At 73.5% G+C, this 25,834-nt stretch carries 25 protein-coding genes and 1 riboswitch; of the genes, 18 read left to right on the forward strand and 7 right to left on the reverse strand.

What is annotated here, in order from left to right; genetic code table 11:
- Window positions 1-18: 18 nt before the first annotated feature.
- The 11 genes from HTZ77_RS15805 (at window position 19) to HTZ77_RS15855 (ending at window position 12,529) form a co-directional block, all read left to right on the forward strand.
- Window positions 19-435, forward strand: a complete 417-nt coding sequence (locus tag HTZ77_RS15805; protein WP_175590357.1) for a hypothetical protein — start codon at window positions 19-21, stop codon at window positions 433-435.
- Window positions 436-445: 10 nt separating this feature from the next.
- Window positions 446-1,039 (forward strand): phosphoribosylanthranilate isomerase, encoded by a 594-nt coding sequence (locus HTZ77_RS15810; RefSeq protein WP_175590358.1) that lies wholly within the window; start codon window positions 446-448, stop codon window positions 1,037-1,039.
- Window positions 1,036-2,073 (forward strand): GNAT family N-acetyltransferase, encoded by a 1,038-nt coding sequence (locus tag HTZ77_RS15815; protein WP_175590359.1) that lies wholly within the window; start codon window positions 1,036-1,038, stop codon window positions 2,071-2,073. Before HTZ77_RS15810 ends, HTZ77_RS15815 begins: the two co-directional genes overlap by 4 nt.
- A 118-nt stretch (window positions 2,074-2,191) precedes the next feature.
- A complete protein-coding gene (locus tag HTZ77_RS15820; RefSeq protein WP_175590360.1) occupies window positions 2,192-2,773 on the forward strand; it encodes a CDP-alcohol phosphatidyltransferase family protein in 582 nt (193 codons plus the stop codon).
- A 4-nt stretch (window positions 2,774-2,777) separates the two neighbouring features.
- Window positions 2,778-5,282: a sugar phosphate nucleotidyltransferase gene (locus HTZ77_RS15825; protein ID WP_175590361.1), complete on the forward strand. Its 2,505-nt coding sequence runs from the start codon at window positions 2,778-2,780 to the stop codon at window positions 5,280-5,282.
- Window positions 5,283-5,637: 355 nt separating this feature from the next.
- Window positions 5,638-6,150, forward strand: a complete 513-nt coding sequence (locus tag HTZ77_RS15830) for an FHA domain-containing protein (RefSeq protein ID WP_175590362.1) — start codon at window positions 5,638-5,640, stop codon at window positions 6,148-6,150.
- A gap of 67 nt (window positions 6,151-6,217) precedes the next feature.
- Complete coding sequence (ftsR, locus tag HTZ77_RS15835; RefSeq protein ID WP_175590363.1) at window positions 6,218-6,883, forward strand: transcriptional regulator FtsR; 666 nt, start codon at window positions 6,218-6,220, stop codon at window positions 6,881-6,883.
- 150 nt (window positions 6,884-7,033) lie between these two features.
- Complete coding sequence (locus HTZ77_RS15840) at window positions 7,034-7,504, forward strand: bifunctional nuclease family protein (RefSeq protein WP_090771501.1); 471 nt, start codon at window positions 7,034-7,036, stop codon at window positions 7,502-7,504.
- 148 nt (window positions 7,505-7,652) lie between these two features.
- On the forward strand, window positions 7,653-8,273 hold the full coding sequence (locus HTZ77_RS15845; protein WP_175590364.1) for a MerR family transcriptional regulator: 621 nt from the start codon (window positions 7,653-7,655) through the stop codon (window positions 8,271-8,273).
- A 23-nt stretch (window positions 8,274-8,296) separates the two neighbouring features.
- Window positions 8,297-8,392, forward strand: a riboswitch (glycine riboswitch).
- A 153-nt stretch (window positions 8,393-8,545) separates the two neighbouring features.
- Window positions 8,546-11,407: an aminomethyl-transferring glycine dehydrogenase gene (gene gcvP, locus HTZ77_RS15850; RefSeq protein WP_175590365.1), complete on the forward strand. Its 2,862-nt coding sequence runs from the start codon at window positions 8,546-8,548 to the stop codon at window positions 11,405-11,407.
- 312 nt (window positions 11,408-11,719) lie between these two features.
- Window positions 11,720-12,529: a tetratricopeptide repeat protein gene (locus tag HTZ77_RS15855; protein ID WP_175590366.1), complete on the forward strand. Its 810-nt coding sequence runs from the start codon at window positions 11,720-11,722 to the stop codon at window positions 12,527-12,529.
- A 131-nt stretch (window positions 12,530-12,660) separates the two neighbouring features.
- Here the strand turns inward: HTZ77_RS15855 and HTZ77_RS15860 are convergent, their stop codons facing one another.
- On the reverse strand, window positions 12,661-13,656 hold the full coding sequence (locus HTZ77_RS15860) for an alpha/beta hydrolase (RefSeq protein WP_175590367.1): 996 nt from the start codon (window positions 13,654-13,656) through the stop codon (window positions 12,661-12,663).
- A 75-nt stretch (window positions 13,657-13,731) separates the two neighbouring features.
- Here HTZ77_RS15860 and HTZ77_RS15865 point away from each other — a divergent pair, with 75 nt between their 5' ends.
- Entirely contained in the window at window positions 13,732-14,334 is a 603-nt protein-coding gene (locus HTZ77_RS15865; RefSeq protein ID WP_175590368.1) for a TetR/AcrR family transcriptional regulator, read from the forward strand.
- Window positions 14,335-14,355: 21 nt separating this feature from the next.
- Here the strand turns inward: HTZ77_RS15865 and HTZ77_RS15870 are convergent, their stop codons facing one another.
- The 3 genes from HTZ77_RS15870 to HTZ77_RS15880 form a co-directional block, all read right to left on the reverse strand.
- Complete coding sequence (locus tag HTZ77_RS15870; protein WP_328808607.1) at window positions 14,356-14,652, reverse strand: winged helix-turn-helix domain-containing protein; 297 nt, start codon at window positions 14,650-14,652, stop codon at window positions 14,356-14,358.
- Window positions 14,653-14,764: 112 nt separating this feature from the next.
- Entirely contained in the window at window positions 14,765-15,103 is a 339-nt protein-coding gene (locus HTZ77_RS15875) for a hypothetical protein (RefSeq protein WP_175590370.1), read from the reverse strand.
- Between the two features lie 302 nt (window positions 15,104-15,405).
- Window positions 15,406-18,387 (reverse strand): tetratricopeptide repeat protein, encoded by a 2,982-nt coding sequence (locus HTZ77_RS15880; protein WP_175590371.1) that lies wholly within the window; start codon window positions 18,385-18,387, stop codon window positions 15,406-15,408.
- A 165-nt stretch (window positions 18,388-18,552) separates the two neighbouring features.
- Between HTZ77_RS15880 and HTZ77_RS15885 the strand changes: the two genes are divergently transcribed.
- The 5 genes from HTZ77_RS15885 to HTZ77_RS15905 all read left to right on the forward strand — a co-directional run bounded on the left by HTZ77_RS15885 (window position 18,553) and on the right by HTZ77_RS15905 (window position 22,435).
- Entirely contained in the window at window positions 18,553-18,738 is a 186-nt protein-coding gene (locus tag HTZ77_RS15885; protein WP_175590372.1) for a hypothetical protein, read from the forward strand.
- A 148-nt stretch (window positions 18,739-18,886) separates the two neighbouring features.
- The gene (locus HTZ77_RS15890) at window positions 18,887-19,456 is read left to right on the forward strand and encodes a TlpA family protein disulfide reductase (RefSeq protein WP_175590373.1); all 570 of its coding nucleotides are present in this window, start codon (window positions 18,887-18,889) and stop codon (window positions 19,454-19,456) included.
- A gap of 12 nt (window positions 19,457-19,468) precedes the next feature.
- Complete coding sequence (locus tag HTZ77_RS15895) at window positions 19,469-21,289, forward strand: ABC transporter ATP-binding protein (RefSeq protein ID WP_175590374.1); 1,821 nt, start codon at window positions 19,469-19,471, stop codon at window positions 21,287-21,289.
- On the forward strand, window positions 21,286-21,744 hold the full coding sequence (locus HTZ77_RS15900) for a S26 family signal peptidase (protein ID WP_175590375.1): 459 nt from the start codon (window positions 21,286-21,288) through the stop codon (window positions 21,742-21,744). The genes HTZ77_RS15895 and HTZ77_RS15900 overlap by 4 nt, the downstream gene beginning before the upstream one ends.
- 100 nt (window positions 21,745-21,844) lie before the next feature.
- Window positions 21,845-22,435 (forward strand): alpha/beta hydrolase family protein, encoded by a 591-nt coding sequence (locus HTZ77_RS15905; protein WP_175590376.1) that lies wholly within the window; start codon window positions 21,845-21,847, stop codon window positions 22,433-22,435.
- 151 nt (window positions 22,436-22,586) lie between these two features.
- Here the strand turns inward: HTZ77_RS15905 and HTZ77_RS15910 are convergent, their stop codons facing one another.
- Together HTZ77_RS15910 and HTZ77_RS15915 are read right to left on the reverse strand one after the other, a co-directional pair.
- Window positions 22,587-22,778 carry a DUF5999 family protein gene (locus HTZ77_RS15910; RefSeq protein ID WP_175590377.1) on the reverse strand — a complete coding sequence of 64 codons (192 nt, stop codon included), beginning with the start codon at window positions 22,776-22,778 and terminating at the stop codon, window positions 22,587-22,589.
- Window positions 22,779-23,065: 287 nt separating this feature from the next.
- Window positions 23,066-23,626 (reverse strand): TetR/AcrR family transcriptional regulator C-terminal domain-containing protein, encoded by a 561-nt coding sequence (locus tag HTZ77_RS15915; protein WP_175590378.1) that lies wholly within the window; start codon window positions 23,624-23,626, stop codon window positions 23,066-23,068.
- A gap of 112 nt (window positions 23,627-23,738) precedes the next feature.
- On the opposite strand from HTZ77_RS15915, the gene HTZ77_RS15920 reads away from it, so the two are divergent.
- Window positions 23,739-24,137, forward strand: coding sequence for a hypothetical protein (locus HTZ77_RS15920; RefSeq protein WP_175590379.1), 399 nt, complete (start codon window positions 23,739-23,741; stop codon window positions 24,135-24,137).
- A gap of 150 nt (window positions 24,138-24,287) precedes the next feature.
- On the opposite strand, the gene HTZ77_RS46205 is transcribed toward HTZ77_RS15920, so the two are convergent.
- Window positions 24,288-25,730 carry an RNA polymerase sigma factor gene (locus HTZ77_RS46205; protein WP_235994759.1) on the reverse strand — a complete coding sequence of 481 codons (1,443 nt, stop codon included), beginning with the start codon at window positions 25,728-25,730 and terminating at the stop codon, window positions 24,288-24,290.
- Window positions 25,731-25,834 lie beyond the last annotated feature (104 nt).

Below are 25,834 nucleotides of genomic sequence, written 5' to 3' on the forward strand. Positions count from 1 at the left end.
CCAGGAAGGACCACATCCATGCAGGAGACCGTGGCCACGGCCGCGCCCCGTCAATCCGGGCAGGTGTCCGCCGGGCTGCTGTACGGGCTGCGCATCGTCGTCGTCGCGCAGGCGGCGTCCCTCCTCGTCGCCGCCTCGCTGGCCGGTCAGGCGGTCGGCGCCGGCGAGGCGATGCGCGAGGCCCACGTCATGGCCGGGATGGTCGTCCATCTCGTCGCGCTCGTGCAGGTCGTCCTCGCCGTGCTCGTCTGGCGGCCGGGACGCGGGGCGGGCTGGCCCGCGCTGGCGAGCGTGGCGCTGCTCGTCGTCGGCATGGCCCAGCACGTCACCTGGCTCTGGCTCGGCGCCCACGTGCCGAACGGGGTCGTCCTGTTCGGGCTGATCACGGCCATGCTCGTCTGGACCTGGTCCCCGCGGGCGGCCGTTCGCCGCTAACCTCGACCGTGTGCATGTGAAGATCTGCGGGCTCAGCGAGCCCGGCCACGTGGAGACGGCCGTCGAGGCGGGCGCGGACGCCATCGGGTTCGTGCTGACCCGCAGCCCGCGCCGGGTCACCCCCGAACGGGCGGCGGAGCTGGCCGCGCTGGTGCCCGCCCACGTGCTCACCGTGGGCGTCTTCCGCGGCGAGGACCCGGCCCAGGTGCGCGCGGCGACCCTCGCCGCCGGCCTCCGGGCCGTGCAGCTGCACGGGCACCACCCGCACGCCGACTTCACGGCGCTGAAGGACCTCGGGCTGACCCTGGTACGGGCCGTGGACGCCGAGGCCGACCTGCGGTGCGGCGCCTACGACGAGGACCTGCTCATCGTCGACGCGCCCCGCCCCGGCTCGGGGGAGCCGTGGGACTGGGCGGCCGTGCGCGGCCGTCCCTCGGGCCGCTGGCTGCTGGCGGGCGGCCTCGACCCGGCCAACGTGGCCACCGCGATCGAGGCGGCCCGGCCGTGGGGGGTGGACGTGTCGAGCGGCGTCGAGGTGGCGCCGGGCGTCAAGGACCCGGGGCTGATCCGCGACTTCGTCGCCGCGGCCCGGGGCGCTCGATGACCACCCACCCCGCTCCTGGCCCGGCCACCGGCGAGGACCCGCACGCGTCCCCGGCCCCCGGACCCGCCCGGCCGAGCCCCCTCGACGGCGGCCCGCGCGACGACGGCCTACGCAACGGCGGCCTACGCAACGGCGGCCTACGTGACGGCGCCCCGCGCGATGGGTGGCCGAGGGGCGACGGCCTGCATGACGGCGGCCTGCGCGATGACGGGCCCAAGGATGACGGCCCGCGCGATGGTGGGCCGCGCGATGACAGCCCGCGCGACCGTGACGCGGAGCTGGACCGGGTCCTCGCCTTCACCCACGCCTTCGCCCGGCGCAAGGCGGGCCGCGTGCTGGAGGCGCCCGGCGGCTTCGCCGTGCTGAACGACCGCTACCCCGCCTCCCACGACGACAACCGCCTCGTCATCCCCGCCCCCGCGCGGCCGGGCGGCGCCGTCCTGCCGGAGGAGGTGCTGCGGGCCGCCGACGAGGTGCTGGCCGGGCGCCGCCACCGCTACGTGTGCGTGGACGACGACACCCTGGGCGCCGCGTACGCCCCCGCCTTCGCCGCGGCGGGCTACGACCACGAGACCAACCTCGTCATGGTCTTCCGTGGCGTCCCGCCCGCGGACGCGCCGCCGGCGGAGGAGCTGACGCTGGAGGAGCTGGTGCCCGTCCTGCGCCACGACTGGCGCGAGGCTCTGCCCAACGTCCCCGACGACTCCGTCGAGCAGCTCGCGCTGCGCGTGGCGGAACGGCGGCGCGGCGCCGACGTGGTCCGCTTCCGCGGCGTGCGCGCCGGCGACGGCGAGATCGCGGCCCGCGCCGAGCTGTACGTCCAGGACGGCGTCGCCCAGATCGAGAGCGTCCACACCGGCACCCGCCACCGGGGCCGCGGCCACGCCCGCGCCCTCCTGCGCGCCCTGCTCGCCGAGGCCGCCGGCTGCGAGCCGATCTTCCTGATCGCCGCCGAGGAGGACTGGCCCAAGGACTTCTACACCCGCCTGGGTTTCCGCACGGCCGGCCGCACCCACGCCTTCCTCCGCCTCTGAGGCTCCGCGTACGCCCGGCAGGGCTCTGAGGCGTCCCCGCACCGGCGGGCGCGGACGGCCCCGGGGAGGCGCGGACGGGCCCGCTGCCGAGCGGTTACGACGCAGTAGGGTCTGCACCGTGAGCGAAACTTCCGCCGAGGACCGCATCTGGACGGTCCCCAACCTGCTGAGCTTCCTGCGACTCCTCGGCGTGCCCGTCTTCCTCTGGCTGGTCCTCGGGCCGAAGGCGGACGGGTGGGCCATCGCCGTGCTGGCGGTGGCGGGGTTCACCGACTGGCTCGACGGCAAGATCGCCCGCGCGTTCAACCAGACCAGCAGGCTCGGCCGGATCATCGACCCGGCCGCCGACAAGCTGTACGTGTTCTCGACCATCGTGGCGCTGCTGGTGCGCGACATCATCCCGTGGTGGCTGGTCGCCCTCATCCTGGCGCGCGAGCTCTTCGTCGCCTGTTTCATCCCCGTACTCCGTAAACACGGTTACCGGGCACTCCAGGTGCATTTCCTCGGCAAGGCCGCCATGTTCAATCTCATGTACGCCTTCCCGCTCCTCTTCCTCGCCTCCCACACGGGGTGGTATGCCGAGATGGCGCGCGTCACGGGATGGGCCTTCGCCGTATGGGGAACAGGTCTGTACTGGTGGGCGGGTGTGTTGTACGTCGTTCAGGTACGCCGGCTCGTAACTGCGACCACGAAGGAGTGATCGGGTGAAGGCGGTCGTCATGGCGGGCGGGGAGGGCACTCGGCTGCGACCGATGACCGCCAACCAGCCCAAGCCGCTGCTTCCGGTGGTCAACCGGCCGATCATGGAGCATGTGCTGCGCCTGCTCAAGCGGCACGGGGTGACCGAGACGGTGGTGACGCTCCAGTTCCTGGCCGCGCTCGTGCGCAACTACTTCGGCGACGGCGACGAGCTCGGCATGAGCCTCCAGTACGCCACCGAGGACGTCCCGCTGGGCACCGCGGGAAGCGTCAAGAACGCCGCCGACCGCCTCCGGGACGACCGCTTCCTGGTCATCTCCGGCGACGCCCTCACCGATATCGATTTGTCGGATATGGTGCGTTTTCACCGAGAAAATGGCGCTCTCATTACCATCGGGCTGAAGCGGGTGCCGAATCCGCTGGAGTTCGGGATCGTCATCATCGACGAGGCCGGCCGCGTGCAGCGCTTCCTGGAGAAGCCGACCTGGGGCCAGGTCTTCTCCGACACCGTCAACACCGGCGTGTACGTCATGGAGCCCGAGGTCCTCGACCACGTGGCCTCCGGGGAGCCCGTCGACTGGTCCTCCGACGTCTTCCCCCGCCTGCTGGCGAGCGGCGCCCCCATCTTCGGCTACGTCGCCGACGGCTACTGGGAGGACGTCGGCACCCACGAGAGCTACCTCAAGGCCCAGGCCGACGCCCTGTCCGGCAAGGTCAGACTGGACATCGGCGGCTTCGAGCTGTCGCCGGGCGTCTGGGTCGCCGAGTCGGCCTCCGTCGACCCCGACGCGACGCTGAAGGGCCCGCTGCTCATCGGCGACTACGCCAAGGTCGAGGCGGGCGCCGAGCTGCGCGAGTACACCGTCCTCGGCAACAACGCGGTCGTGCGCGAGGGCGCCTTCCTGCACAGGGCCGTCGTCCACGACAACGTCTACCTCGGCCCCGGCGCCCACCTGCGCGGCTGCGTCGTCGGCAAGAGCACCGACATCATGACGGGCGCCCGCATCGAGGAGAACGCCGTCATCGGCGACGAGTGCGTCATCGAGCCCGAGGCGTACGTCTCCAGCGGCGTCAAGGTCTACCCGTTCAAGACCATCGAGGCCGGGGCCGTCGTCAACACCAGCGTCATCTGGGAGTCGCGCGGCCAGCGCAACCTGTTCGGCCCGCGCGGCGTCAGCGGCCTGGTCAACGTCGAGATCACCCCCGAGCTGTGCGTACGGCTGGCCAGCGCGTACGCCACCACCCTGAAGAAGGGCGCGCACGTCGTCACCTCGCGCGACGCCTCGCTCGCGGCCAGGGCGCTCAAGCGGGCCGTGATCAGCGCGCTCACCGCCAGCGCCATCAACGTGCTCGACCTGGAGGCCGCCCCGCTGCCGGTGGCCCGCTTCCACACCGCCCGCGACTCGGCCGCCGGCGGCATCGCCCTGCGCACCACCGCCGGCGACCCGCAGAGCGTGGACATCGTCATCATGGACGACCGGGGCGCCGACCTGCCCGCCGGCGCCCAGCGCAAGCTGGAGCGCGTCTTCTCCCGCCAGGAGTTCCGCCGGGCCTTCCCCGGCGAGATCGCCGAGCTGCACTACCCGGCGCGGGTCGTCGAGGACTACACCCACGAGCTGCTGCGCCGGGTCGACATGAGCGGCATCGCCGGCATGAAGGTCGTCGTCGACTGCGCGGGCGGCACCTCCTCGCTGGTCCTGCCGACCCTGCTCGGCCGCGTCGGCGTCGAGGTGCTGACCGTCAACGCCCGGCTCGACGACGCCTCGCCGACCGAGACGCTCGCCGAGCGCCGCCGCGACCTGCAACGCCTCTCGGAGTTGGTCAGCTCCTCGCGCGCCGCGTTCGGCGTCCGCTTCGACCCGGTCGGCGAGCGGATCGCGCTGGTGGACGAGATGGGACAGCTCATCGGCGAGGAGCGCGCCCTGCTCGTGGTGCTCGACCTGGTGGCCGCCGAGCGCCAGGGCGGCCAGGTGGCGCTGCCCGTCACCACCACCCGGGTGGCCGAGCAGGTGTGCCGCTTCCACGGCGTGCAGGTGCAGTGGACCCCGACCGCCCTGGACGCCCTCACCTCGGCCGCCGCCGGCGAGGACATGATCTTCGCGGGCGACGGGCGGGGCGGCTTCGTCGTGCCCGAGTTCAGCCCGGCCGTCGACGGCCTGGCGGCGTTCATGCGGCTGCTCGGCCTGGTGGCCCGCACCCGGCTCTCGCTCAGCCAGATCGACGCCCGCATCCCCGAGGCCAAGCTGCTCAAGCGCACCGTGCCGACGCGCTGGGCGGCCAAGGGCGCGGTCATGCGCTCGGTCATCGAGGCCGTGGAGGCGTCCGCCGAGGGGCACCGCATCGACACGACCGACGGGGTGCGGGTCGTCGGCGAGGACGGGAGCTGGGTGCTGATCATCCCCGCCGCCACGGAGCCGGTCACCGACCTGTGGGCCGAGGCCCACGACGTCGACACGGCGCAGGCCCTCGTCGAGCGCTGGGCGCGCATCGTCGAATCCGGCGCGTCCTGACCGGGGCGCAGAGCGCGTCCTGACCGGGGCGCGTAGCACGTCCTGACGGGGCGGAGCGCCCCAGAGTCCCGGTGGGGCTCCTTTTGGGCAGCTCTTGAGAGGAATGTCACCGCGTGTAACGGCCCCAGGGGTTCGCGCCGGGCCCGGCAAGATCGTATTGTGGAAACGCGCGGCGGCATGGACCATCAGGCGCGGGCGGCGGTAACTTTGTCACCGTCCGAACCTGTCGTCCAGCGCCCCGCCTTGACCTTTGCCGTTCAGCAGCGTAAGTTGCGGCATTCGCAAACTTGAAGAGCGAAGCGAGGCGCGCCGAGCACCGTCGCCGCGTCTTCGCGGTAGGAGGCCGAGCCGATCGATGCCGAGCGTCTACTGCACGCAGTGCGGGCACGCCAACCCCGAGGATGCCCGTTTCTGTTCCCGTTGTGGGTCACCGCTGACCAGACCCGAGGTCGCCGGGGACACCACGTCGACGATCTCCGTCGCGGGAATCGAGGCGTACGAGGCTGAGACCGGCGACATGCTCCTCGCCGAGCGGGCGCTGGTGGAGCAGCTCCCGCCCGGGACGGCGTTGCTCACCGTGACCAGGGGTCCCAACCAGGGGAGCCGGTTCCGCCTCGACAAGGACCTCACCACCACGGGCCGCCATCCCGAGAGCGACATCTTCCTCGACGACATCACGGTCTCGCGCCGCCACGTCGAGTTCTACCGGCACCGGGGCGGCCAGTTCTCCGTGCGCGACGTGGGCAGCCTCAACGGCACCTACGTCAACAGGGAGCGCATCGAGGAGGTGCCGCTGCACTCCGGCGACGAGGTACAGATCGGCAAGTTCCGGCTGCTGTTCCTGATGCGGACCGCCGCCGGCGCATGAGCGAGCGCAGCGAGCGACCCGTGGACGCGCTCCCGCGCGCGTCCACGGGGTCGACGGAGGAGGTCGCATGACCGCGCAGGCGGCGCGCTCGCACATGAGCATCGGCGAGGTGCTGGCCCTCCTGCGGGTCGAGTTCCCCGACGTCACGATCTCCAAGATCCGCTTCCTGGAGGGTGAGGGGCTCATCGAGCCGGAGCGCAGCCCCTCGGGGTTCCGCAAGTTCACCCACCTGCACGTGGAGCAGCTGCGCTACATCCTCACCGAGCAGCGCGACCACTACCTGCCGCTGCGGGTGATCAAGGACAAGATGGCCGAGGACTTCGGCCGCCCGCGCGCCGTCCCGGACGCCGGCTCCGCCGAGCCGGAGGTCCGGCTCAGCCGCGCCGAGCTGCTGGAGCAGGCCGGGATCGACGACGAGACGCTCACCGAGCTGGAGGACTACGGCCTGCTCGCGGCCCGCGCCCGGCGCTACGACGACAACGCGCTGGCCGTGGCGCGGGCCGTCGGCTCGCTGGCCCGCTTCGGCCTGCACGCCCGCCACCTGCGCGCCGTCAAGGCGGCGGCCGAGCGCGAGTGCGGCCTGGTCGAGCAGGCGGTCGCGCCGGTGCTCAGACGCCGGGCCCCGGGCGCGATCGGCGAGGCCGACGAGGCGGCCAGGGAGCTGTCGGCGCTGCTGCTCGACCTGCACGCCGCGCTGCTGCGCGACGGCGTGCGCACCGTGCTGAGGGGCTGAACCGCGCCGCCCCGCACGGGTGAGCGCTTCGGGCAGATTCGGGGCCGCACCGGCGGACATACGGCACCCGCCGGGTGTTACGTTGAAATGCATAAGCGAACCAGCAATGAGCTGTGCCGGGTCGCCGGCCAGTCGAATACGGAGCAGCCCGTGTTGCAGATGGAGGTCGTGGGCGTTCGGGTAGAGATGCCCACAAATCAGCCGATCGTCCTGCTCAAGGAGGCACACGGGGAGCGGTTCCTGCCCATCTGGATCGGCATGACCGAGGCCACGGCCATCGCGCTGGCCCAGGCGGAGGAGCCCCCGCCCCGGCCGCTGACGCACGACCTGTTCAGGGACGTGCTGAGCGCTCTCGGTGTCGGCCTGCGCGCCGTCAACATCGTCGCCCTGCGCGACGGCATCTTCTTCGCCGACCTGGTGTTCTCCAACGGCGTGGAGGTCAGCGCCCGGCCGTCCGACTCGATCGCCCTGGCGCTGCGCACGGGGGCGCGCATCTTCGCCAGCGAGGAGGTCGTCCAGGAGGCCGGAGTGATCATCCCCGACGACCAGGAGGACGAGGTGGAGAAGTTCAGGGAGTTCCTTGACACGATCACCCCCGAGGACTTCGGCCGGGCGGGGTAGGTATTTCAGTGCATTTACGCTTCACGACGCGCCGAGCCGGATCGTTGACTGAGCATGGTCACGGTCCTACGGTGCAAGTGAAACCCGTGGCCGCCTTTTTACGAACCCCCAGATCAGGTCACGGGATGAGAGAAAGCCGGAGGTCCGCGTGGCGGTCAGCAGCGGCGAGGGAAAGACGGCCGGCCAGGAAGATTCGGTGCGGCGCGAGAGCGCGCGGCAGCGTGCCGGGGAGCAGGGCCTGCTCTTCGACGAGCGGCCGTCGGCGCTGCCGGGTGACATCGGATACCGCGGCCCGACGGCCTGCGCGGCGGCCGGCATCACCTACAGGCAGCTGGACTACTGGGCGCGCACCGGACTGGTCGAGCCCACGATAAGAGCGGCGCAGGGCTCCGGCTCCCAGCGGCTCTACAGCTTCCGCGACATCCTGGTGCTCAAGGTCGTCAAACGGCTCCTCGACACCGGGGTCTCCCTCCAGCAGATCCGTACGGCCGTGCAGCACCTGCGTGACCGCGGCGTGGCCGACCTCGCCCAGATCACGCTCATGAGCGACGGCGTCAGCGTCTACGAGTGCACCTCGGCCGACGAGGTGATCGACCTGCTGCAGGGCGGGCAGGGCGTCTTCGGCATAGCCCTCGGCCGGGTGTGGCGCGAGGTCGAGGGGTCCCTCGCGGAGCTGCCGGGGGAACGGGCGGCGGTCGCGGACTCCGTCCCGGCCGACCATCCCGCTGACGAGCTGGCCCGGCGGCGGCGCGCGCGCCGCACGGGGTAGTAATCTTAGAGGCGCAAGGCTGACGACCCCGTGCGGGAGAGTCCCCGGGCATCGTCCCAGGGGCGCCGAAGGAGCAACCCTCCCCGGAATCTCTCAGGCACCTGTACCGCTCGGGTGAGGCGACTCTGGAAAGCAGGCGCGTCCGCCAGACGCGCCTCACCGACGGTGCAAGCCCTCCGGGGTGAAGCTCTCAGGTTCGCATGACAGAGGGGGAGACCCGGCACTCGCCCGCGCCCTGGCGCCGGTCTCCACAGCCTCGGGAGGCACCTCTCATGACCGACCTGACAGCTCCGCCGTTCTCGACCCGGCACATCGGCCCGTCCGCCACCGAGCAGCAGCGCATGCTCGAGGCCGTGGGCTTCGAGTCCGTGGCCGACCTCGTGGCGGTGGCCGTGCCCGAGGCCATCAGGGCCAAGGACCGGCTCAAGCTGCCCGCCGCGGCCGGCGAGACCGAGGTGATCGCCGAGCTGCGCGCCCTGGCGAGCCGCAACCGGGTCCTCACCTCCATGATCGGCCTCGGCTACCACGAGACGATCACGCCCGCGGTCATCCGCCGCAACCTGCTGGAGAACCCCGGCTGGTACACCGCCTACACCCCGTACCAGCCCGAGATCTCCCAGGGCCGGCTGGAGGCGCTGCTCAACTTCCAGACCGTCGTCTCCGACCTGACCGGCCTGCCCGTGGCCGGCGCCTCCCTGCTCGACGAGGGCACCGCCGCCGCCGAGGCGATGACGCTGGCCCGGCGGGCCGGCAAGGCCAAGAGCAACGTGTTCGTCGTCGACGCCGACACGCTGCCGCAGACCAAGGCGGTGCTCGCCACCCGCGCCGAGCCGCTCGGCATCGAGCTCGTCGAGCACCCCCTGGACGGCGAGCTGCCCGAGTGCTTCGGCGTGCTCGTCCAGTACCCCGGCGCCTCGGGCCGCCTGCGCGACTTCCGCGCGGTCGCCGAGGCCGCCCACGCCTCCGGCGCCCTCGTCGTGGCCGCCGCCGACCTGCTCGCCCTCACCATCGTCGCCGCGCCGGGCGAGCTCGGCGCCGACATCGCCGTGGGCTCCACCCAGCGCTTCGGCGTGCCGCTCGGCTTCGGCGGGCCGCACGCCGCGTACATGTCGGTGAAGGAGGGCCTGCAGCGGCAGATGCCCGGCCGCCTGGTCGGCGTCTCCGTCGACGCCGACGGCGACCCCGCCTACCGGCTCGCGCTGCAGACCCGCGAGCAGCACATCCGCCGCGAGAAGGCCACCAGCAACATCTGCACCGCCCAGGTGCTGCTCGCCGTCATCGCCGGCATGTACGCCGTCTACCACGGGCCCGAGGGGCTGCGCCGCATCGCCGCCCGCACCCACCGGCACGCCGCCGCCCTGGCCGAGGCGCTGCGCCGCGGCGGCGTCGAGGTCGTCCACGGCGAGTTCTTCGACACCGTGCTCGCCCGCGTGCCCGGCAAGGCCGCCGACGTCGTACGCCTGGCCGCCGAGCGCGGGGTCAACCTGTGGCCGGCCGACGCCGACCAGGTCGCCGTCGCCTGCTCCGAGACCACCACCGCCGCCGACCTGGAGCGGGTCGCCACGGCCTTCGGCGAGGCGCTGGGCCACGACTCCGCCTCCCTGGCCGACCTGCGGGAGCTGGTGGCCGACGAGAGCCTCGACCGGCTGCCCGCCGCCCTGGCCCGCGAGTCCGGCTACCTCGACCACCCGGTCTTCCACACCCACCACTCCGAGACCGCGATGCTGCGCTACCTGCGCAAACTCCAGGACAAGGACATCGCGCTCGACCGGTCCATGATCCCGCTCGGCTCCTGCACGATGAAGCTCAACGCGAGCACCGAGATGGAGCCGATCACCTGGCCCGAGTTCGCCTCGATCCACCCGTACGCGCCGATCGAGCAGGCCGGCGGCTACGTCGAGCTGGTCGAGACGCTGGAGCGCTGGCTGGCCGAGATCACCGGCTACGACGCGGTCTCCATCCAGCCCAACGCCGGTTCCCAGGGTGAGCTGGCCGGTCTGCTGGCCATCCGCGCCTATCACGTGGCCAACGGCGACACCGGCCGCGAGGTGTGCCTCATCCCGTCCTCGGCCCACGGCACCAACGCCGCCAGCGCCGTCATGGCGGGCATGCGCGTGGTCGTGGTGGCCTGCGACTCCGAGGGCAACGTCGACCTGGACGACCTCGACGCCAAGATCACCAAGCACCGCGACGCGCTCGCCGCGATCATGGTGACCTACCCGTCCACGCACGGCGTGTACGAGGAGGCCATCACCGAGATCTGCGCCAAGGTCCACGACGCCGGCGGCCAGGTCTACGTCGACGGGGCCAACCTCAACGCGCTGGTCGGCCTGGCCAAGCCCGGTGAGTTCGGCGCCGACGTCTCCCACCTCAACCTGCACAAGACGTTCTGCATCCCGCACGGCGGCGGCGGGCCCGGCGTCGGCCCCGTGGCCGTGCGCGCCCACCTCGCCGCGTACCTGCCCGGCCACCCGCTGCGCGACGGCTCGCCGGTCGGCCCCGTCTCGGCCGCCCCGTACGGCTCGGCCGGCATCCTGCCGATCTCGTGGGCGTACATCCGCATGATGGGCTCCGACGGCCTCACCGCCGCCACCGAGCAGGCCATCCTGTCGGCCAACTACCTCGCCCGGCGCCTGGCCCCGCACTACCCGGTGCTCTACACCGGGCGCGGGGGGCTCGTGGCCCACGAGTGCATCATCGACCTGCGCCAGATCACCAAGGAGACCGGCGTCACGGTCGACGACGTCGCCAAGCGGCTCATCGACTACGGCTTCCACGCGCCGACCATGTCGTTCCCCGTCGCGGGCACGCTCATGATCGAGCCGACCGAGAGCGAGGACGTCGCCGAGCTCGACCGGTTCGCCGACGCCATGATCGCCATCCGGGGCGAGATCGCCAAGGTGGCCTCCGGCGAGTACGACAAGGCCGACAACCCGCTGCGCAACGCCCCGCACACCGCCGAGGCCGTCGCGGCCGACGAGTGGACCCACCCGTACACGCGCACGGAGGCCGCCTACCCGGTGCCCTCGCTGCGCGACGGCAAGTACTGGGTGCCGGTCCGCCGCATCGACCAGGCCTACGGCGACCGCAACCTCGTCTGCTCCTGCCCGCCCCTGGAGGCGTACGAGGACTGACGTCCCCCTCCGAGTGGCCCCTTCCCGCGTCGCGGGGAGGGGCCACGCTGTGTCCGCGGCACCTTCTCGCGTGTGTCACGACGCACGCCACGGCGGCCCGCCCTCTTGCATCCCCCGCCCGCACCACCCTCGCTTCCCCTTGTGCCTTGGGGATGCCGGGGAGCGCACGTCGTGATGCTCGTGGGGCGGTGACCCCGCCGGGGTGGCGGGGGAGTGCGGTTCCCGTCCCCGCCAGGCCAACCGCGCGGAGTCGGCAGACATGATCGCCAGAACTCGTTAGGCTCGGTCCGATCGTCGCCGAAGGAGCCCTCTTTGACGTCCTCAGAGTTGCGGACACCGCCTCTCGACACCGCCCGCCGCCTGGCCGAGGACGGCGACCTCGACGCCGCCGCGGCCATCCTCGCCGAGCTGGCCGCCGATCCCGACGAGCCCGACCGGGCGCAGGCCGCGGTCGGCCTGGCCGTGGTGCTGGAGGAACGCGGCGACGTCGAGGGCGCCCGCGCCGCGGCCCGCACGGCGCTCGCCACGGGACATCCCGAGTACGCGGCCCAGGCGGCCTGCCACCTCGCCCAGGGCTTCGAGCGCGAGGGGCGCGCCGAGCAGGCGCGCGGCGCGTGGCAGGCGGTCCTGGGACTCGGCACGGCCGCCTACGTGCCGCTGGCCCACCTGGCCCTGGCCCGGCTCGCCGCGGAGGCCGGGGCGTTCGACGAGGCCGAGACGGCGCTGCGGGAGGCCGGGGCGGCGGCGGTCGCCGGCGACGACGCGGAGACGGCCGCGCACGCCGCGCAGCAGCTCGCCGAGTTGCTGCTGGAGCGAGGTGAGCCAGGAGAGGCCGCCGAGGTGCTGCTCGGCGCGCTGGAGGCCGCCCCCGCCGAGGCCGTGCCGCGGCTGCGGGTCCAGCTCGGGATCGCGCACCTGGAGCTGGCCTGCGCCGAGTTCGCGGGCGCGGTCGAGGACGGCGCCGACGCCGGGACGAGCGCGCTGGCCATCGAGCTGCTGGCCCGCACGCTTCCCTTACGTGGGCGCGACGAGGACGCCGAGCAGGTCTGGGCGTACGGGTTGGACCACGAGGACGAGACGCTGGCGGCCGAGGTCCGCCTGCGCCGCGACCGCGACGCCTGAGCCCCTCCCGACAAAGGTCCTCCCGCACTCAGGCCCGCCCCTACCCTGACCGGGATGGCCCTACCCGTCCCCTGACCGGGACGACGGGAGCACGTCACGCCATCCGCCGATGGGCGGGCATGGCGGACCCGTCACCCGGCGAGCGCCCCGCGCAGGAACTCGGTGATCTCCGCCCGTGCGGCCTTCGCCTGCGGCACCACGCCCGGCATGCTGAGGAACGCGTGCGTCGCCCCGGGATATTCGACGAGCCGCGCCGGCGTCCCGGCCGCGCGCAGCCGCTCGGCGTAGCAGCGGCCGTGATCGGCCACCGGATCGATGGTCGGCACCACGACGAGCGCCGGGGCCAGCCCGCTCAGGTCGTCGGCCTGTATCGGCGACAGCGTCCGAGGATCCGTCCCCGCCGGGACGGCGAGCCGCTGGAACATCCGGATCTGCGTCATGGTGAGGGTCGGGCTGTCGGCGTGCCGGCTGATCGACGGGTGCTCGAACCCCGTCGGGGTCAGATCCACGGCGGGGTTGGCCAGCACCTGCGCCCGCAGGAGCGGGCCCGACTCCCTGGCCCGGATCGCGGCCAGGGCGGTGATCAGGGAGCCGGTGCTCTCCCCGAAGACGGCGGTCCGCGCCGGGTCGACCCCCCACCGCGCGGCGTGGTGGACCACGTGCCGGAGCACGTCCCAGCCGTCGTCGACGGCCGCCGACAGCGGAGTCTCGTGGTCGAGGAGCCGGTGCTCGACCGAGACGACGACCGCGGGCAGCCGCGCGGCGAGGTGGCTGTTCACCCAGTCGCTCTGCGCCGCCGTCCCCACGAACCCGCCTCCGTGCACGTGGAGCACGAGCGGCAGGCCGGACCGGCCGGTGCCTTCGCCGTGGCCGCCGGGCGAGGGCCGGTACACCCGGACCTTGAGCGCGCGGCCGGGCAGCTCCACCTCCTGCCATCGGATCGTGGCGCCGCGGTCCGGGAAGCCGGTGATCACCCGGGCCAGGCGGGAGGCCCGCTTGCGGTTCACCGTCTCGCGCAGGGCGGCCAGCTCCTCGGCCGTCATCTCCAGCCAGTCCGGCTCCTTCCCCATCGCCTGCATCAGCCGGATGCCCAGCGGCGGCCGCTCCGTATCGGTGACCTTGCTCATGTCTCTTCCTCGCTCCCCGGTTTCGCTACCTCAAGTATCGATACCAACGGTAGCGCAATGAGCTATCGTGTGACCATGACCCGAGCGACCGCATCCGCCCGGCCACCCGGTCGCCCGCGCTCCGGCGTCAACGCCGTGGTGTTCGCCGCGACGCTGAGCGCGGTCCACGAGCTCGGCTACGCGCGTGCCACCGTCGACCGCATCGCCGCCGCGGCCGGCGTCGCCAAGACGACGATCTACCGTCGCTGGCCGTCGAAGGGCGAGCTGGTCGTGGACTGCCTGCTGGACGCGTTCGGCCCGGTGCCGCTGGAGGGCGCCGGCCGGGCCGAGCTCATGTCCTCGGCCGTCCGCTGGATCGCGGCGAAGATCAGCGAGCCGGGGGTGGGCGACGCGTTCGCGGGCGTGTTCAGCGACGCCGTGAGCGATCCGGCTCTGCGCAAGGTCTTGTCCGCGCGGCTGCAGGAGCCGTACCGGGTCGCGCTCCGCGAGGCGCTCGGCGAGCCGGACGGCCGGGTGCTGTTCTTCATCGACGTCGTCGTCGGGACGCTGCTGCACCGGATGGGCATGACCGGCGAGCCGATGGTCGAGGCCGACGTCGCCGAACTGGTCGAGATGGTCGTGCCGCACTTCGGGGGCGACGCCGGCACGGCCGAGGGGGTGTCCCGTGGATCTCGGTGATCGAAATCTGGTCTGGTCCGCTCAGCGGGTATGTTCGGTGATCGCGCGCAATGCCGCGATGTGCGCGGTGAACGCGCGGCGGCCTTGGGCAGTGAGCGACAGCCAGGTTCGCGGGCGCTTGCCGACGTACCCCTTGGTGATCTCGACGTAGCCCGCCTTCTCCAGCGTGGCGGCCTGCTTGGACAGCACCGGGTCGCTCACCTCGACGGTGTCGCGCACGAAGGCGAACTCTGCCTTGTCGGCGGCGGCCAGCGTCGCCATGATCGAGAACCGGACGGGGGAGTGGATGACCTCATCCGCTCGGCATTCGGTCGCCACGCGAGCGGGCCGGTCGTGCCCGTTGCGTGATCTGAACGGCCTCCTTTGTCGGCAGATCAGCGGGCGGTTCGTGGCGAGGGCCCGCAGCCTCTCCTCACTCGTGTGGGCCGCGTCAGGGGCGGCGCATGTACGCCATGGCGGCGGCCACGTTGATGACCGCGATGGCGATCCAGGTCACCGCGAGGCCCACCAGGCCCGTGGTGGTCGCGGCGATGGCCGTCAGCGGGATGCCGATCCCCATCGAGCCCAGGGCCAACGACACCAGCGGCGGCCCCGTGCGCCGCGTACGGCCGGAGAACGGGACCTGGCGGTGCAGCTCGGCCTGGACGCGGGCCGCGATCGTGGCGTCCAGCCGGTCGGCGAACGACTCGACCAGCGCCGCCTCGTACTCCGGCCCGAGGTCGCGGCGCGCGTCGAGCGTCGCCTGGAGGTCTTCGCGAACGGTGGGCATGTCAGGCATGGCACCCATCCTGTGGCCCGCGGGAGGCGCTGTCATCCGACCTGGGGTCCATTCGCGCGTCCTCCCCGGGGACGGGGCTGCCTGGACATATGGCCGATCCCCCGGACGTTCCGGATCCGCCGGGACGAGCGTGCCGCCGCGAGTGCCCGGGCGCCGGACTCAGGACCGAGTCCGCGTTCAGGACCGCGGCCGGATCCAGGACCGAGACCCGGTCCAGGACGCCTGGACCGCGGCCGGATCCAGGACCGCGGCCCGGTCCAGGGCCATGGCCCGGTTCAGGACCGCGGCCCGGTTCAGGGCCGGGGAAGGGGTCCGTCGGGGATGCCGAGGCGGGCCGCGAGGTCGGCGGCGGCCGGTGACGCCAGGTCACGGTAGAGCCCGTACGCCTGCCGCAGCAGGTCCCACGCGGCGGGGTCGCCGTCGTTCTCGGCCGCGGAGGCGAGGGCCACCAGCGTGCGGGCCCGCAGGGCGGGGACCTGCTCGGTGGTCCAGTAGCGGAGGGAGCGGCGCAGGCGGGCGGCCGCCTCCGGAAGCCCTTGGCGGGCCTCGATCTCTCCCAGGCTGAGCTCCGTGAGCGCCAGCCCCCAGCGGTGGCCGCGTTCCCGGAAGACGGCGGCCGCCGTGCCGAGGGCCGCCTTCGCCTCCGCCAGGAGCGGCGACGCGGCCCAGGAGGCGGCCGAGGAAGGGGCGGGCAGCTGGGACAGGGCCTCGCCGAGGGACCTGAGACTCTGCGCGGTGCCTATCGGATCGCCCACCCGGTCGAACAGGATCGCGGCCTGGCGGGCGGCCCCCTCGGCCTCCCCCGGGCGGCCGTGGGCCAGCAGGGCCCCGGCCAGGCCACGGAGCACGTACGCCTCCGCGAACGGGTCGCCGCACGAGCGGGCGATGTCCAGCGCGGAGCGGACCACGTCCACGGCGGTGGCCGTCTCGCCGCGCTGCCGCAGGATGAACCCGAGACTGGTGAGCGCGGTGGCCCTCGCCAGCGGCAGACCGGCCTGCCCGAGCCGTTCGACGGCCTGACGAAGTTCGGCCTCCGCCTGGTCGAGCCGTCCCGTCAGGCTCAGCACGAGTCCGATCTCGCCGCTCGCCATCGCCGCCCCGCCCAGGTCCGCGACCTCCTCCGAGAGCTCGCGCGCGGCGGTCAGCGCCGCGGCGGCGGCGTCCGTGTCGTCCAGTTCGACGAGGCAGGTGCCGAGCCCGCGCAGCATCGCCGCCTCGCCCGCGCGGTCCCCGGCCCGCCGGCAGGCGGCGTGGGCGCTCTGCGTGGCGCGCCGCCAGTCGTCGTAGTAGCCGCGCAGCTCGTGGAAGTCGGCGCAGCAGCCGGCCAGGCAGCGCGCGAGAGCCGCCAGGCCGATCTCGGCGCACGCCGATCCGATCGCGGCGAGCGCCTCCCGCTCCGCCTCGAACCACTCGATGGGCCGGGCCGCGGCGACCCCGGCGGACTGAGGATCGACGACAGCCGCGGGAACGGCTCGGTCGTCGAGGTGGAGGCGCAGGCAGTGCAGGCGGTCCTGGGCCTTCCTGGCCAGGGACAGCCAGCCGCCGGCGGCGCGGGCCAGCGCGTCCTTCCACTCGGCCTCGCGGATCTCGGCCTGCCGGCGTTCCCGCGCGTACAGTCGCGTGACCTCGTTGAAGCGGTAGCGCGGCTGGCCCGCCTGGTCGGGGCCGAGTGACTCCAGCAGCCTCGCGTCGAGCAGCTCCTCCAGGACGGCCGCTCCGGACGCCGGCTCGGTGCCGAGGAACGCGGCCACCGCCCATTCGGGGAACGACGGCATGTCCGGCTCACCCAGCAGCGCGAACGCCCGGGCGGCGGCGGGGGTGAGCGCCTGGCGCGCCAGGTGCAGGACCGGCCGGACGGCCAGGTCACCGTGGCACAGCTCGTCGAGGCGGCGGCGTTCGTCGGCCAGCCGCAGGTTGAGCGTCTCGGCCGTCCAGTGGGGACGCGCGGCCAGCCGCGCCCCGACGATCCGCACCGCCAGCGGCAGCCCGCCGCAGGCCGAGACCAGCTCGGCGGTCGCGGCGGGCTCCGCCCGGACCCGCGCGCTGCCCGCCACCCGGGACAGCAGTTCGACGGCGGTCGCGTCGGGCAGCGGCCGCAGGTCGATGGACGTCACCCCGGGCAGCCCGGTGAGCGGCAGCCGGCTGGTCACCAGCACCGCGACGTCCTTGGCCGGCAGCAGCGGCTCCACCTGGCGGTATCCGCCCGCGTCGTCGAGGAGGAGGAGCACCCGCCGGCCCGCCGTCCGGTCACGGAACAGCCCGCCGAGGTCGTCGAGCCCAGTGGGGAGCGCCGCGCCCGCCACGCCGAGCACGCGCAGGAGCTGGGCGAGCACCTCGGCGGGGTCGGCCGGGTCGGCGCTGGTGCCGCGAAGGGCCGCGTACAGCAGCCCGTCGGGGAAGCGGGACGCCAGCGCGTGGCCGGCGTGCACGGCGAGCGCGGTCTTGCCCACGCCGGGAGGGCCGGAGACGGCGGCCAGCCGTGCGCGGTGACCGGCCGGGGCGAGGACGGAGCGCAGCACGGCGAGCTCCTCGCCGCGGCCGACGAAGTCGGGGAGATCGGCCGGGAGCTGCCGGGGAGGAGGCGCCCCTCCGCCGGGCACGCTCCCGCGGTACGCCTCTCCGCGGTACGCCTCTCCGCGGTACGCCTCTCTGCGGTACGGATCTTCGCCGTGCGCTTCTCCGGGGTAGGCCTCTGCGTCGTGCGCTTCTCCGCCGTGCGCTTCTCCGCGGTGCGCTTCTCCGGGGTAGGCCTCTGCGTCGTGCGCCTCTCCGCCGTGCGCTTCCTCGCCGCGGGTGCCGCCCGGCGCGTCGCCGGTGTCCGCGTGGCCGCCCCTGACGCGGGCGCCGTCCTCGTGCGGGCGTTCGCGGCGCGCCGCCGGGGCCGCGGGCTTGGCCCGTCCGGACGCGGACACGGACGCAGAGGCGTGCGCGGACGCAGAGGTGGGCGCGGACGCGGACGCGGGCGGGCCGGGCCTTCCGGGGCTCTCGGGCAGGTGGGTCCCGGCGGCGGGGGCCCGGCGGCGGGCGTCGCGTCCCGCCCGGCTGGCCCAGAACAGGGCCCGGCCCGCCTCGACGAACTCCTCCCGCTCGGCTCCCGTGAGCCCCAGCGCCGCCGCGAGCTGCTCGACGGAACGGGGCCGCGGGCCGCGGGCCGGACTGCGCTCCATCTCCGCGATCGAGCGCGAGCTCATCCCCGCGCGTTCGGCGAGCGCTTCCTGGGTGAGGTGGAGGCGGAGCCGGTGCCGTCGCAGCAGGATCCCGTACGCGTCCTCCACCCCGGCGGCCTCCCCATGTCTGCCCCTTAACGCCCTTACGGTACGTCCGGTTCAACGTCAGGCTCAAGATCCGGTTGAGCGTCCTGGTGGGAGCTCGGGGCCCCGGGGTTCCATGAAGGCGCGCCGGCGCGCGATGGGCCGCCGGCGCCGCACAGAAGGAGAACCATGACCCGTCAGATCAGCGCACTCGCCGACCGCATGGTCAACGCCGTCGTGCCGAAGGCCACCGCGCACGCCATCCGGAACTGCTACAGCATCTCGTGCTACTGCTCAGGCCCGCGCCTGTACAAGAAGACGTGCTGCGACCTCGAGCCGTGCGGCCCCTGCTACTACGTCGGCCTCGGCTGCTGAGTGTCCCACCGGTGAGGGCGCGCCGGGGTCCGCTCGCCGCGGCCCTGGCGCGCCCGCGCCTCCTGTCACCGCTTCGCCTGCCTCAACCGCTTCGCCTGTCTCAACCGCTTCGTCTGCTTGTTACCGCTTCACGTGTGGAGGACCACTGATGTACCAGACCGCGGCCCTGATCCTCGTCGGAGTTCTGGCGTTGGCCAATCTGCTGTTCACCTTCGGTGTCGTGCGCCGGCTGCGCGAGCACACCGCCGAGCTGGCCGACCTGCGCAGCGGTCGTCTCGGGGTGGGCGGGACGGATGTCGCGCTACCCGCGGGGGCCACGGTGGGTCACTTCGAGGCGGCCGAGGTCGGCGGCCGGTCCGTCACCCTGACCGAGATGGGCGAACGGCCCCTGGTCGGGTTCTTCTCGCCCCACTGCGGGCCCTGCAAGGAGCGGCTGCCGCTGTTCGCCGAGCACGCGGCGACCCGGCCCGGCGGCCCGGCCGAGGTGCTGGCGGTCGTCGTGGGGACGCCGGACGACACGGCGGAGGTGGTCGAGCAGCTCCTCCCGGTCGCCACGGTCGTGGTGGAGCCCGACCAGGGCCCGCTGCAGCGGGCGTTCGGGGTCAGCGGATTCCCGGCCTTCGTCCTGGTCGAAGGGGGAGTGGTGGGCGCGTCCGGTTTCGACTTCGAGCCGGTGGCGAGCCGGGACGCCGCCGCCGCGGTGCCGGCCGCGAGCTGAGCGCGACCGCTCATGTCGTTCCGCTCGCTCACGCGGGCGCTGGACCTCGTCCGGGCCGGCGCTCCGCGGCAGGTCATCGCGTACGTCCTGCTGGCGGCCGTGGGAGGACTGTCGCCCCTGGCCGCAGCCTGGCTGACGAAGGTCCTGATCGACCGGCTGGCCGCCGCGCAGGTGCGGTGGCCGGACGTGGCCGGTCCCGCCGCCGCGCTCGCCGTCGTGGGAGTCGCCGGCTCCCTGGTGCCGCACGCCGTCCGCTACCTGCGGGCCGAGAGCAACCGGCGGGTGCAACTGCTGGCCACCTCGCGGATCTACGCGGCGGCGGACCGGTTCGTGGGGCTGCGCCCGTTCGAGGACCCGGCGTTCCTGGACCGGCTGCAGATCGCGAGGAGCAGCGGCGTCTCCAGCCCGTGGATGGTGGTGGAGGGCGGCCTCGGTGTGGTCCAGGGGGTTCTGACGGTGGCCGGGTTCGCCGGCACCCTGCTCGTCCTCGGCCCGTGGATGGCCGTCGCGGTCCTGCTCGCCGCCGTGCCGACCCTGCTGGCCGAGCTGGCGCTGAGCCGCCGTCGCGCGGCGATGATCGCGGAGACCGGCCAGGCCGAACGCCGCGAGATCTTCTACTCCAACCTGCTGGTCAGCCCGCAGGCCGCCAAGGAGGTGCGCCTGTTCGGCGCGGGACCGTACCTGTGGCGGCGGATGGCGGCCGAGATCAAGCTGATCCACGACGCGGGCCGCGGCGTGGACCGGCGGCAGCTCGCGCTCCAGGGCTCGCTGGCGGCGCTCGCCGCCGCCGTGGCGGGAGCGCTGCTGGTCGCGGCGGTCCGCTCGGCCGTGTCCGGGACGTTGACGGTCGGCGACGTGGCGCTGGTCGTCGCGGCGGTCGCCGCCGTCCAGGGCGCGCTGTCGAGCGTGGTGGCCGAGGGCGTGTCCGTCCACCAGGCGCTCCTGCTCTTCGGCCACTACCTGGCCGTCGTGGACGCGGCGCCTGACCTGCCCGTCAGGCGCGCGCCGCTGCCCGCCCGGCCGCTGCGCGGCGGGATCGAGCTGCGCGACGTGTGGTTCCGGTACGCCGACGACCAGCCGTGGGTGCTGCGGGGAGTGAACCTCGTGCTGCCGCACGGGCGCGCGACGGCGCTGGTGGGGCTCAACGGAGCCGGCAAGACCACGGTGGTCAAGCTGCTGTGCCGGCTCTACGACCCGACCCGCGGCGCGGTGCTGTGGGACGGCGTCGACCTGCGCGACCTCGACCCCGCCGAGCTGAGGCGCCGGATCCGGGCCGTCTTCCAGGACGCCGTCGCCTACGAGCTCACGGCGGCCGAGAACATCGCCATCGGCGACGTGACCGCCCTGGACGAGCGGGCGCGGATCGAGGCCGCGGCACGGCGCGCCGGCGTCCACGACGTCCTGGCCGCTCTGCCGAAGGGCTACGAGACGATGCTGACCAGGATGTTCTTCTCCGAGGCCGACCGGGCCGACCCGGACACCGGCGTGGTGCTGTCCGGCGGCCAGTGGCAGCGGCTGTCGATCGCCCGGGGACTCGTTCTCGACCGGCCCGACCTGCTCGTCCTCGACGAGCCCAGCTCCGCGCTGGACGCCGAGGCGGAGCACGAGGTGCACGCCCGGCTGGGCGAGCACCGGCGCGGGCTGACCAGCCTGCTCATCTCGCACCGGCTGGGCGCGGTGCGCGAGGCGGACACGATCGTGGTGCTGTCCGGCGGGCGGGTCGTGGAACAGGGCAGCCACGACCAGCTCATGGCGCGGGCCGGCGCGTACGCACGGCTCTTCGACCTGCAGGCCGCCGGATACCGGTCGCCCGCCGCCGAGGAGGTCGGATGACGACGCTCGTCATCACGCTGGTCGCCCTGCTGTCGTTGCTCGCCGCCGCGGCCGTGACGCGCCGGAGGGGACGGACGATCGTGGTGACGGTCAGCGGGCCGAGCATGGAGCCGACGCTGCGTCCCGGTGACCGGGTGCGGGTGCGGCGCTCACCCGACGCCGTGCCGAGGCGGGGGGACGTCGTGGTGGTCGAGGAGCCGGGGCCGTGCCGGCCGGGCGAAGGGGGGAACGCGGCGGGGACCCGCTGGGTGGTCAAACGGATCGCCGCTGTCGCGGGGGACCCCGAACCGCCCCACCTGCCCGCCTGGGACCGGCAGCCGTCCGGACTGGTCCCGCACGGCCGGCTCGTCCTGCTCGGCGACAACCCGGCGGGCAGCCGGGACTCCCGCCACTACGGCACGGTGCGGGCGGACCAGGTGCTCGGCGTGGTGGTCCGATGGACCGGCCGTCCCTGAGGGCCGCTCCGGTGAACCGGCCGCGCCCCCGGAGCCGGTGGCGGGGGCTCGCGGCGGGTCCGGCGGGCGGTCGCGGGGCGTCGCCCGATACGGTTCTCGCATGGAGGTCATGACGCCGCGCGGGCCCGCGCTGGTCCAGGTGGAGGAGGCTGAGCGGCCCCGGCTGCTGCTCGTGCTGACCCACGGGTCGGCCGGGGGAGTCGACGCGCCCGACCTGCTGGCCGTGCGTGACGCGGCCCTCGCGGCGGGGGCGAGCGTCGCCCGGGTGACGCAGCCGTTCAGGCTCGCGGGGGCCCGCGCCCCCGGTTCGCCGGTACGGCAGGACGAGGCGTGGCGCGCCGTCCTGGCGGAGCTGCGTTCGGCCGTGCCGGACCTGCCGCTGGTGCAGGGCGGGCGGAGCAACGGCGCGCGGGTCGCCTGCCGCACCGCCAAGGACGTCGGGGCCGCGGCCGCGGTCGCCCTCGCGTTCCCGCTGCACCCGCCCGGCAAGCCGGAACGTTCCAGGGCGGACGAGCTGCGCGGCGCGGGCGTGGACGTGCTCGTGGTGAACGGGGACCGTGACCCGTTCGGGGTGCCGGACGCCGCGGACGCGGCGCGGCTCGTGGTGCTGCCGGGGGAGGGGCACGACCTGAAGAAGGACCCGGCCCGGGTCGGCGAGGTGGTCGCCGGTTGGATCATGGCGTACGCGTGATCCGACGGTGAGGGGCGTACGCGTGATCCGACGGTGAGGGGCGTACGCGAGCTGACGGTGAGGGGCGTACGCGTGAGCTGACGGTGGAGGAGGGCCGGGCGGCGCGTGCCCGGTGGCCTCCGCGTGGCGACGTCCGGTGAGGACACGCGGCTCAGGCGGCGCCCACGACGGGGCGGTGCGGGGCGATGGCGGTGCCGCCCGGCAGCAGCTCCCCGGTGTCCTCGAACAGGACCACGCCGTTGCAGAGCAGGCTCCACCCCTGCTCGGGGTGGCACGCGACGGTGCGTGCTGCCTCACGGTCGGGCGCCTCGGCGGACGGACAGACCGGGTCGTGCGGGCACATCGGCGTGCCTCCGATATCTCGTGAAAGGCCCCCGCGGGCACGGGAGCGGCTCGGGCTGATGGTCTTAGCAAGTGTGCGGCGTATGTCACATAATCCGACATAGTCCGTTCGGACTGTTAGAGGAGGATGCCCGGATGGTGTGACCCTCGACACAGCGTGCCTTATGCAGGATAACGGGCCAAGCTCGACACGCCACTATGTTCGCAACCCTTTGCCCGGCCGGGGCGCGAGATCTTCTGTAGCGATCCTCCAGCGCCGCCGGACCGCGGACCCGGACGGCCCGCGGGTCAGGCGCGCAGGCCCCGCAGCAGCGCGTCCAGCCCGCTCTCGAAGTCGGCGTCGGCCCGCTCGTCGCGCCGCACCCACTCGTCCACCTCGGGGTCGGCCCAGCCCGACTGCTGCACCTCGACCGCCACGCTCCCGAAGACGAACGCCCGCAGCGCCCGCACCGCCTCGGCCGCGTCCGGCAGGCCCGCCTCGGCGAGCTGGTCCGTCTGCTCCCTGATGGAGATCGCCGTGGCGCCCTTGGGCGGCTTGGTCAGCGCGAGCGCCAGCACACCCGGGTGGTCGCGCAGCAGCTCGCGGCTGGCCCGGCACCACGCCCGGGCGGTGTCCTGCCAGCTCGCGGCCGGCTCCACGTGGACGGCGGTGACGTGCTCGGCCAGCGCGTCCATCAGCGCCTCCTTGCCCCGCGGCAGGTGGTGGTAGATGGCCATGGCCTCCACCTGGAGGGCGTCGCCGAGCCGGCGCATGGTGAGCCGGCGCAGCCCCTGCGTGTCGGCGATGTGGAGCGCGGTCTCGATGATGCGCTCGCGGGACAGGGGGACCGGTGGCCTCTTGGCGGGCATGCCGGGATCTTACTATGTAAAGGCGGTCGCCGCGGTCCGATGACGTGGTGTGTCGCGGAGAGGCGTACCCTTGTCGCGGACAACAGAACGACTGTGCGAAGGGGCAGAGCCGATGGCGTTTTTCCGTCCGCGGGTGAGCCGGGAGGCCGAGGTCCGCTACCACGCGGACCTGGAGATCTCCAAGAGCTTCCCCGAGTTGCTGGAGAAGGCCAGGACGGCCGAGCGGGTGCTGCGCGACCTGCGGGCCGCCGACGCCGACGAGATCGAGCTGCTGGGCGCCGGCACGGCGTTCGACAAGGCGCTGACCGAGGCGCTGCGGGCGGCCGAGGCGGGGCAGCGGGCCACGTTCGGCGTCCGCGCCTACGACGACCGCATCGCCCGCCGCAAGGCCAAGGCCACCCCGGCGGGGCGGCTGTGGAGCGACGAGGTCGAGCGGCTGCGCACCCTGCGCGAGGAGAACCGCCTGTGGGGCATCCCGCGCATCCCGCGCCCCGTCCCCGCGGTGCGCTGACCCTCTCGGTCCTTCTGACGGCCCCCTCGGTCCTCTGAAGACCGGCTCGGTCCGAAGGCCGCTTCCGTGTGAAGGCCGCTTCCGCGTGAAGGCGGCGAAAAGCCCCGGCTGGAGAGCCGGGGCTTTTCGTGGTGCGCGCGATGTGCCGGGTCAGCTGGCCCAGTCGAGCAGCGGACGGGTGTTGCTCGGGTGGCGCAGCTTGGACAGCGACTCCTTCTCGAGCTGCCGGATGCGCTCCCGGGTCAGCCCCAGGTGCTTGCCGATCTCGTCGAGGGTGTGCGGCTTGCCGTCGACCAGGCCGAACCGCAGCGCCATGATCTTCGACTCGCGCGGCGACAGGTTGTCGAGCACGCCCCGCAGCTGGTCGCCCAGCAGCTGGCGGTCGACGATCTCCGACGCCTCGGGGGAGTCGACGTCCTCGATGAGGTCGCCGATCGTGGTCTCGCCGTCCTCGCCGATCGTCGCGTTGAGCGAGATCGGCTGGCGGCTGGTGCGCAGCAGCTCCTCGATCTGGTCGGGCGTCTTGTCCAGCTCCCTGGCCAGCTCCTCCGGCGTGGGCTCGCGGCCGAGGCGCTGGTGCATGTCCCGCTCGATGCGCGACAGCTTCGAGAGCATCTCCAGCACGTGCACGGGCAGCCGGATCGTCCGGGCCGAGTCGGCGAAGCCGCGCTGGATGGCCTGGCGGATCCACCACATGGCGTACGTGGAGAACTTGAAGCCCTTGGTGTAGTCGAACTTCTCGACCGCCCGGATGAGGCCCAGGTTGCCCTCCTGGACCACGTCGAGCAGCGACATGCCGCGGTCGGTGTACTTCTTGGCCACCGAGACGACCAGCCGGAGGTTGGCCTCCAGCATGTGGTCCTTGGCCTCCCTGCCGTCCTGGACGACCAGGTCGAGGTCGTCGCGGGCGGCCGGGGACAGCGTGGGGTCGGTCTCCAGCTTGTACTCGGCGTACAGACCGGCCTCGATGCGCCGGGCCAGCTCGACCTCCTGCGCGGCGGTGAGCAGCGTGCGGCGGCCGATCGACTTGAGGTACGTGTGGACCGAGTCGCCCATGGCCGACTGGTTGTCGTCGAGGTCCAGGACCTCGGTCTCCAGCTCCGTCTCCTCGCCCTCGGCGCCCATGGCGAGGGCGTCCGGGTCCGGCTCGGCGTCGGCGGGAGCCTCGGCGCCGGGATCCGCGGGCTTGGCGGCGGCCTTGGTGGACTTGGCCCGGGTCTTCCTGGGGGCCGCGGGCGCGTCGTCGCCGGTGCCGACCACGGAGGGAACGGACGTGATGTCGGTTTTGGACTCGGCGGCACCGGAGCCGGTAGACTTCGGCTTGGCCGGGCGCTTGGTAGCGGTCTTCGTCGTGGTGGTCTTCCTCGCGGTCGTGCGTGCCGCGGACCGGCTCAGGGACGGCTCGTCCTCGGCGGCCAGGCTGACGCCCGCCTCGGTGAGCTCGCGCAGGATCGACCGGCCTTCGGCGGGGTTGATCCCGGCTTCGGCGAACGCGTGACGCAGCTCCGCGAGAGAAAGGTGACCCTGTGCTCGCCCTCGGTCAATGAGCTGGTCGAGGGTCGCGGGTGGGGTCGCCACGGCGGTTCGGGGCATGAGGACACCTCCTCCATACGGAGTTGAAGCGATCAGGCAGATTGTGGTGGGGCGGTACGGGCCGCTCGGCGCACCAGTATCAATAACGCCATCTGCCGCTATTT

The organism is Nonomuraea montanisoli (assembly GCF_013363975.1).
In the GTDB taxonomy this organism is placed as follows: domain Bacteria; phylum Actinomycetota; class Actinomycetes; order Streptosporangiales; family Streptosporangiaceae; genus Nonomuraea; species Nonomuraea montanisoli.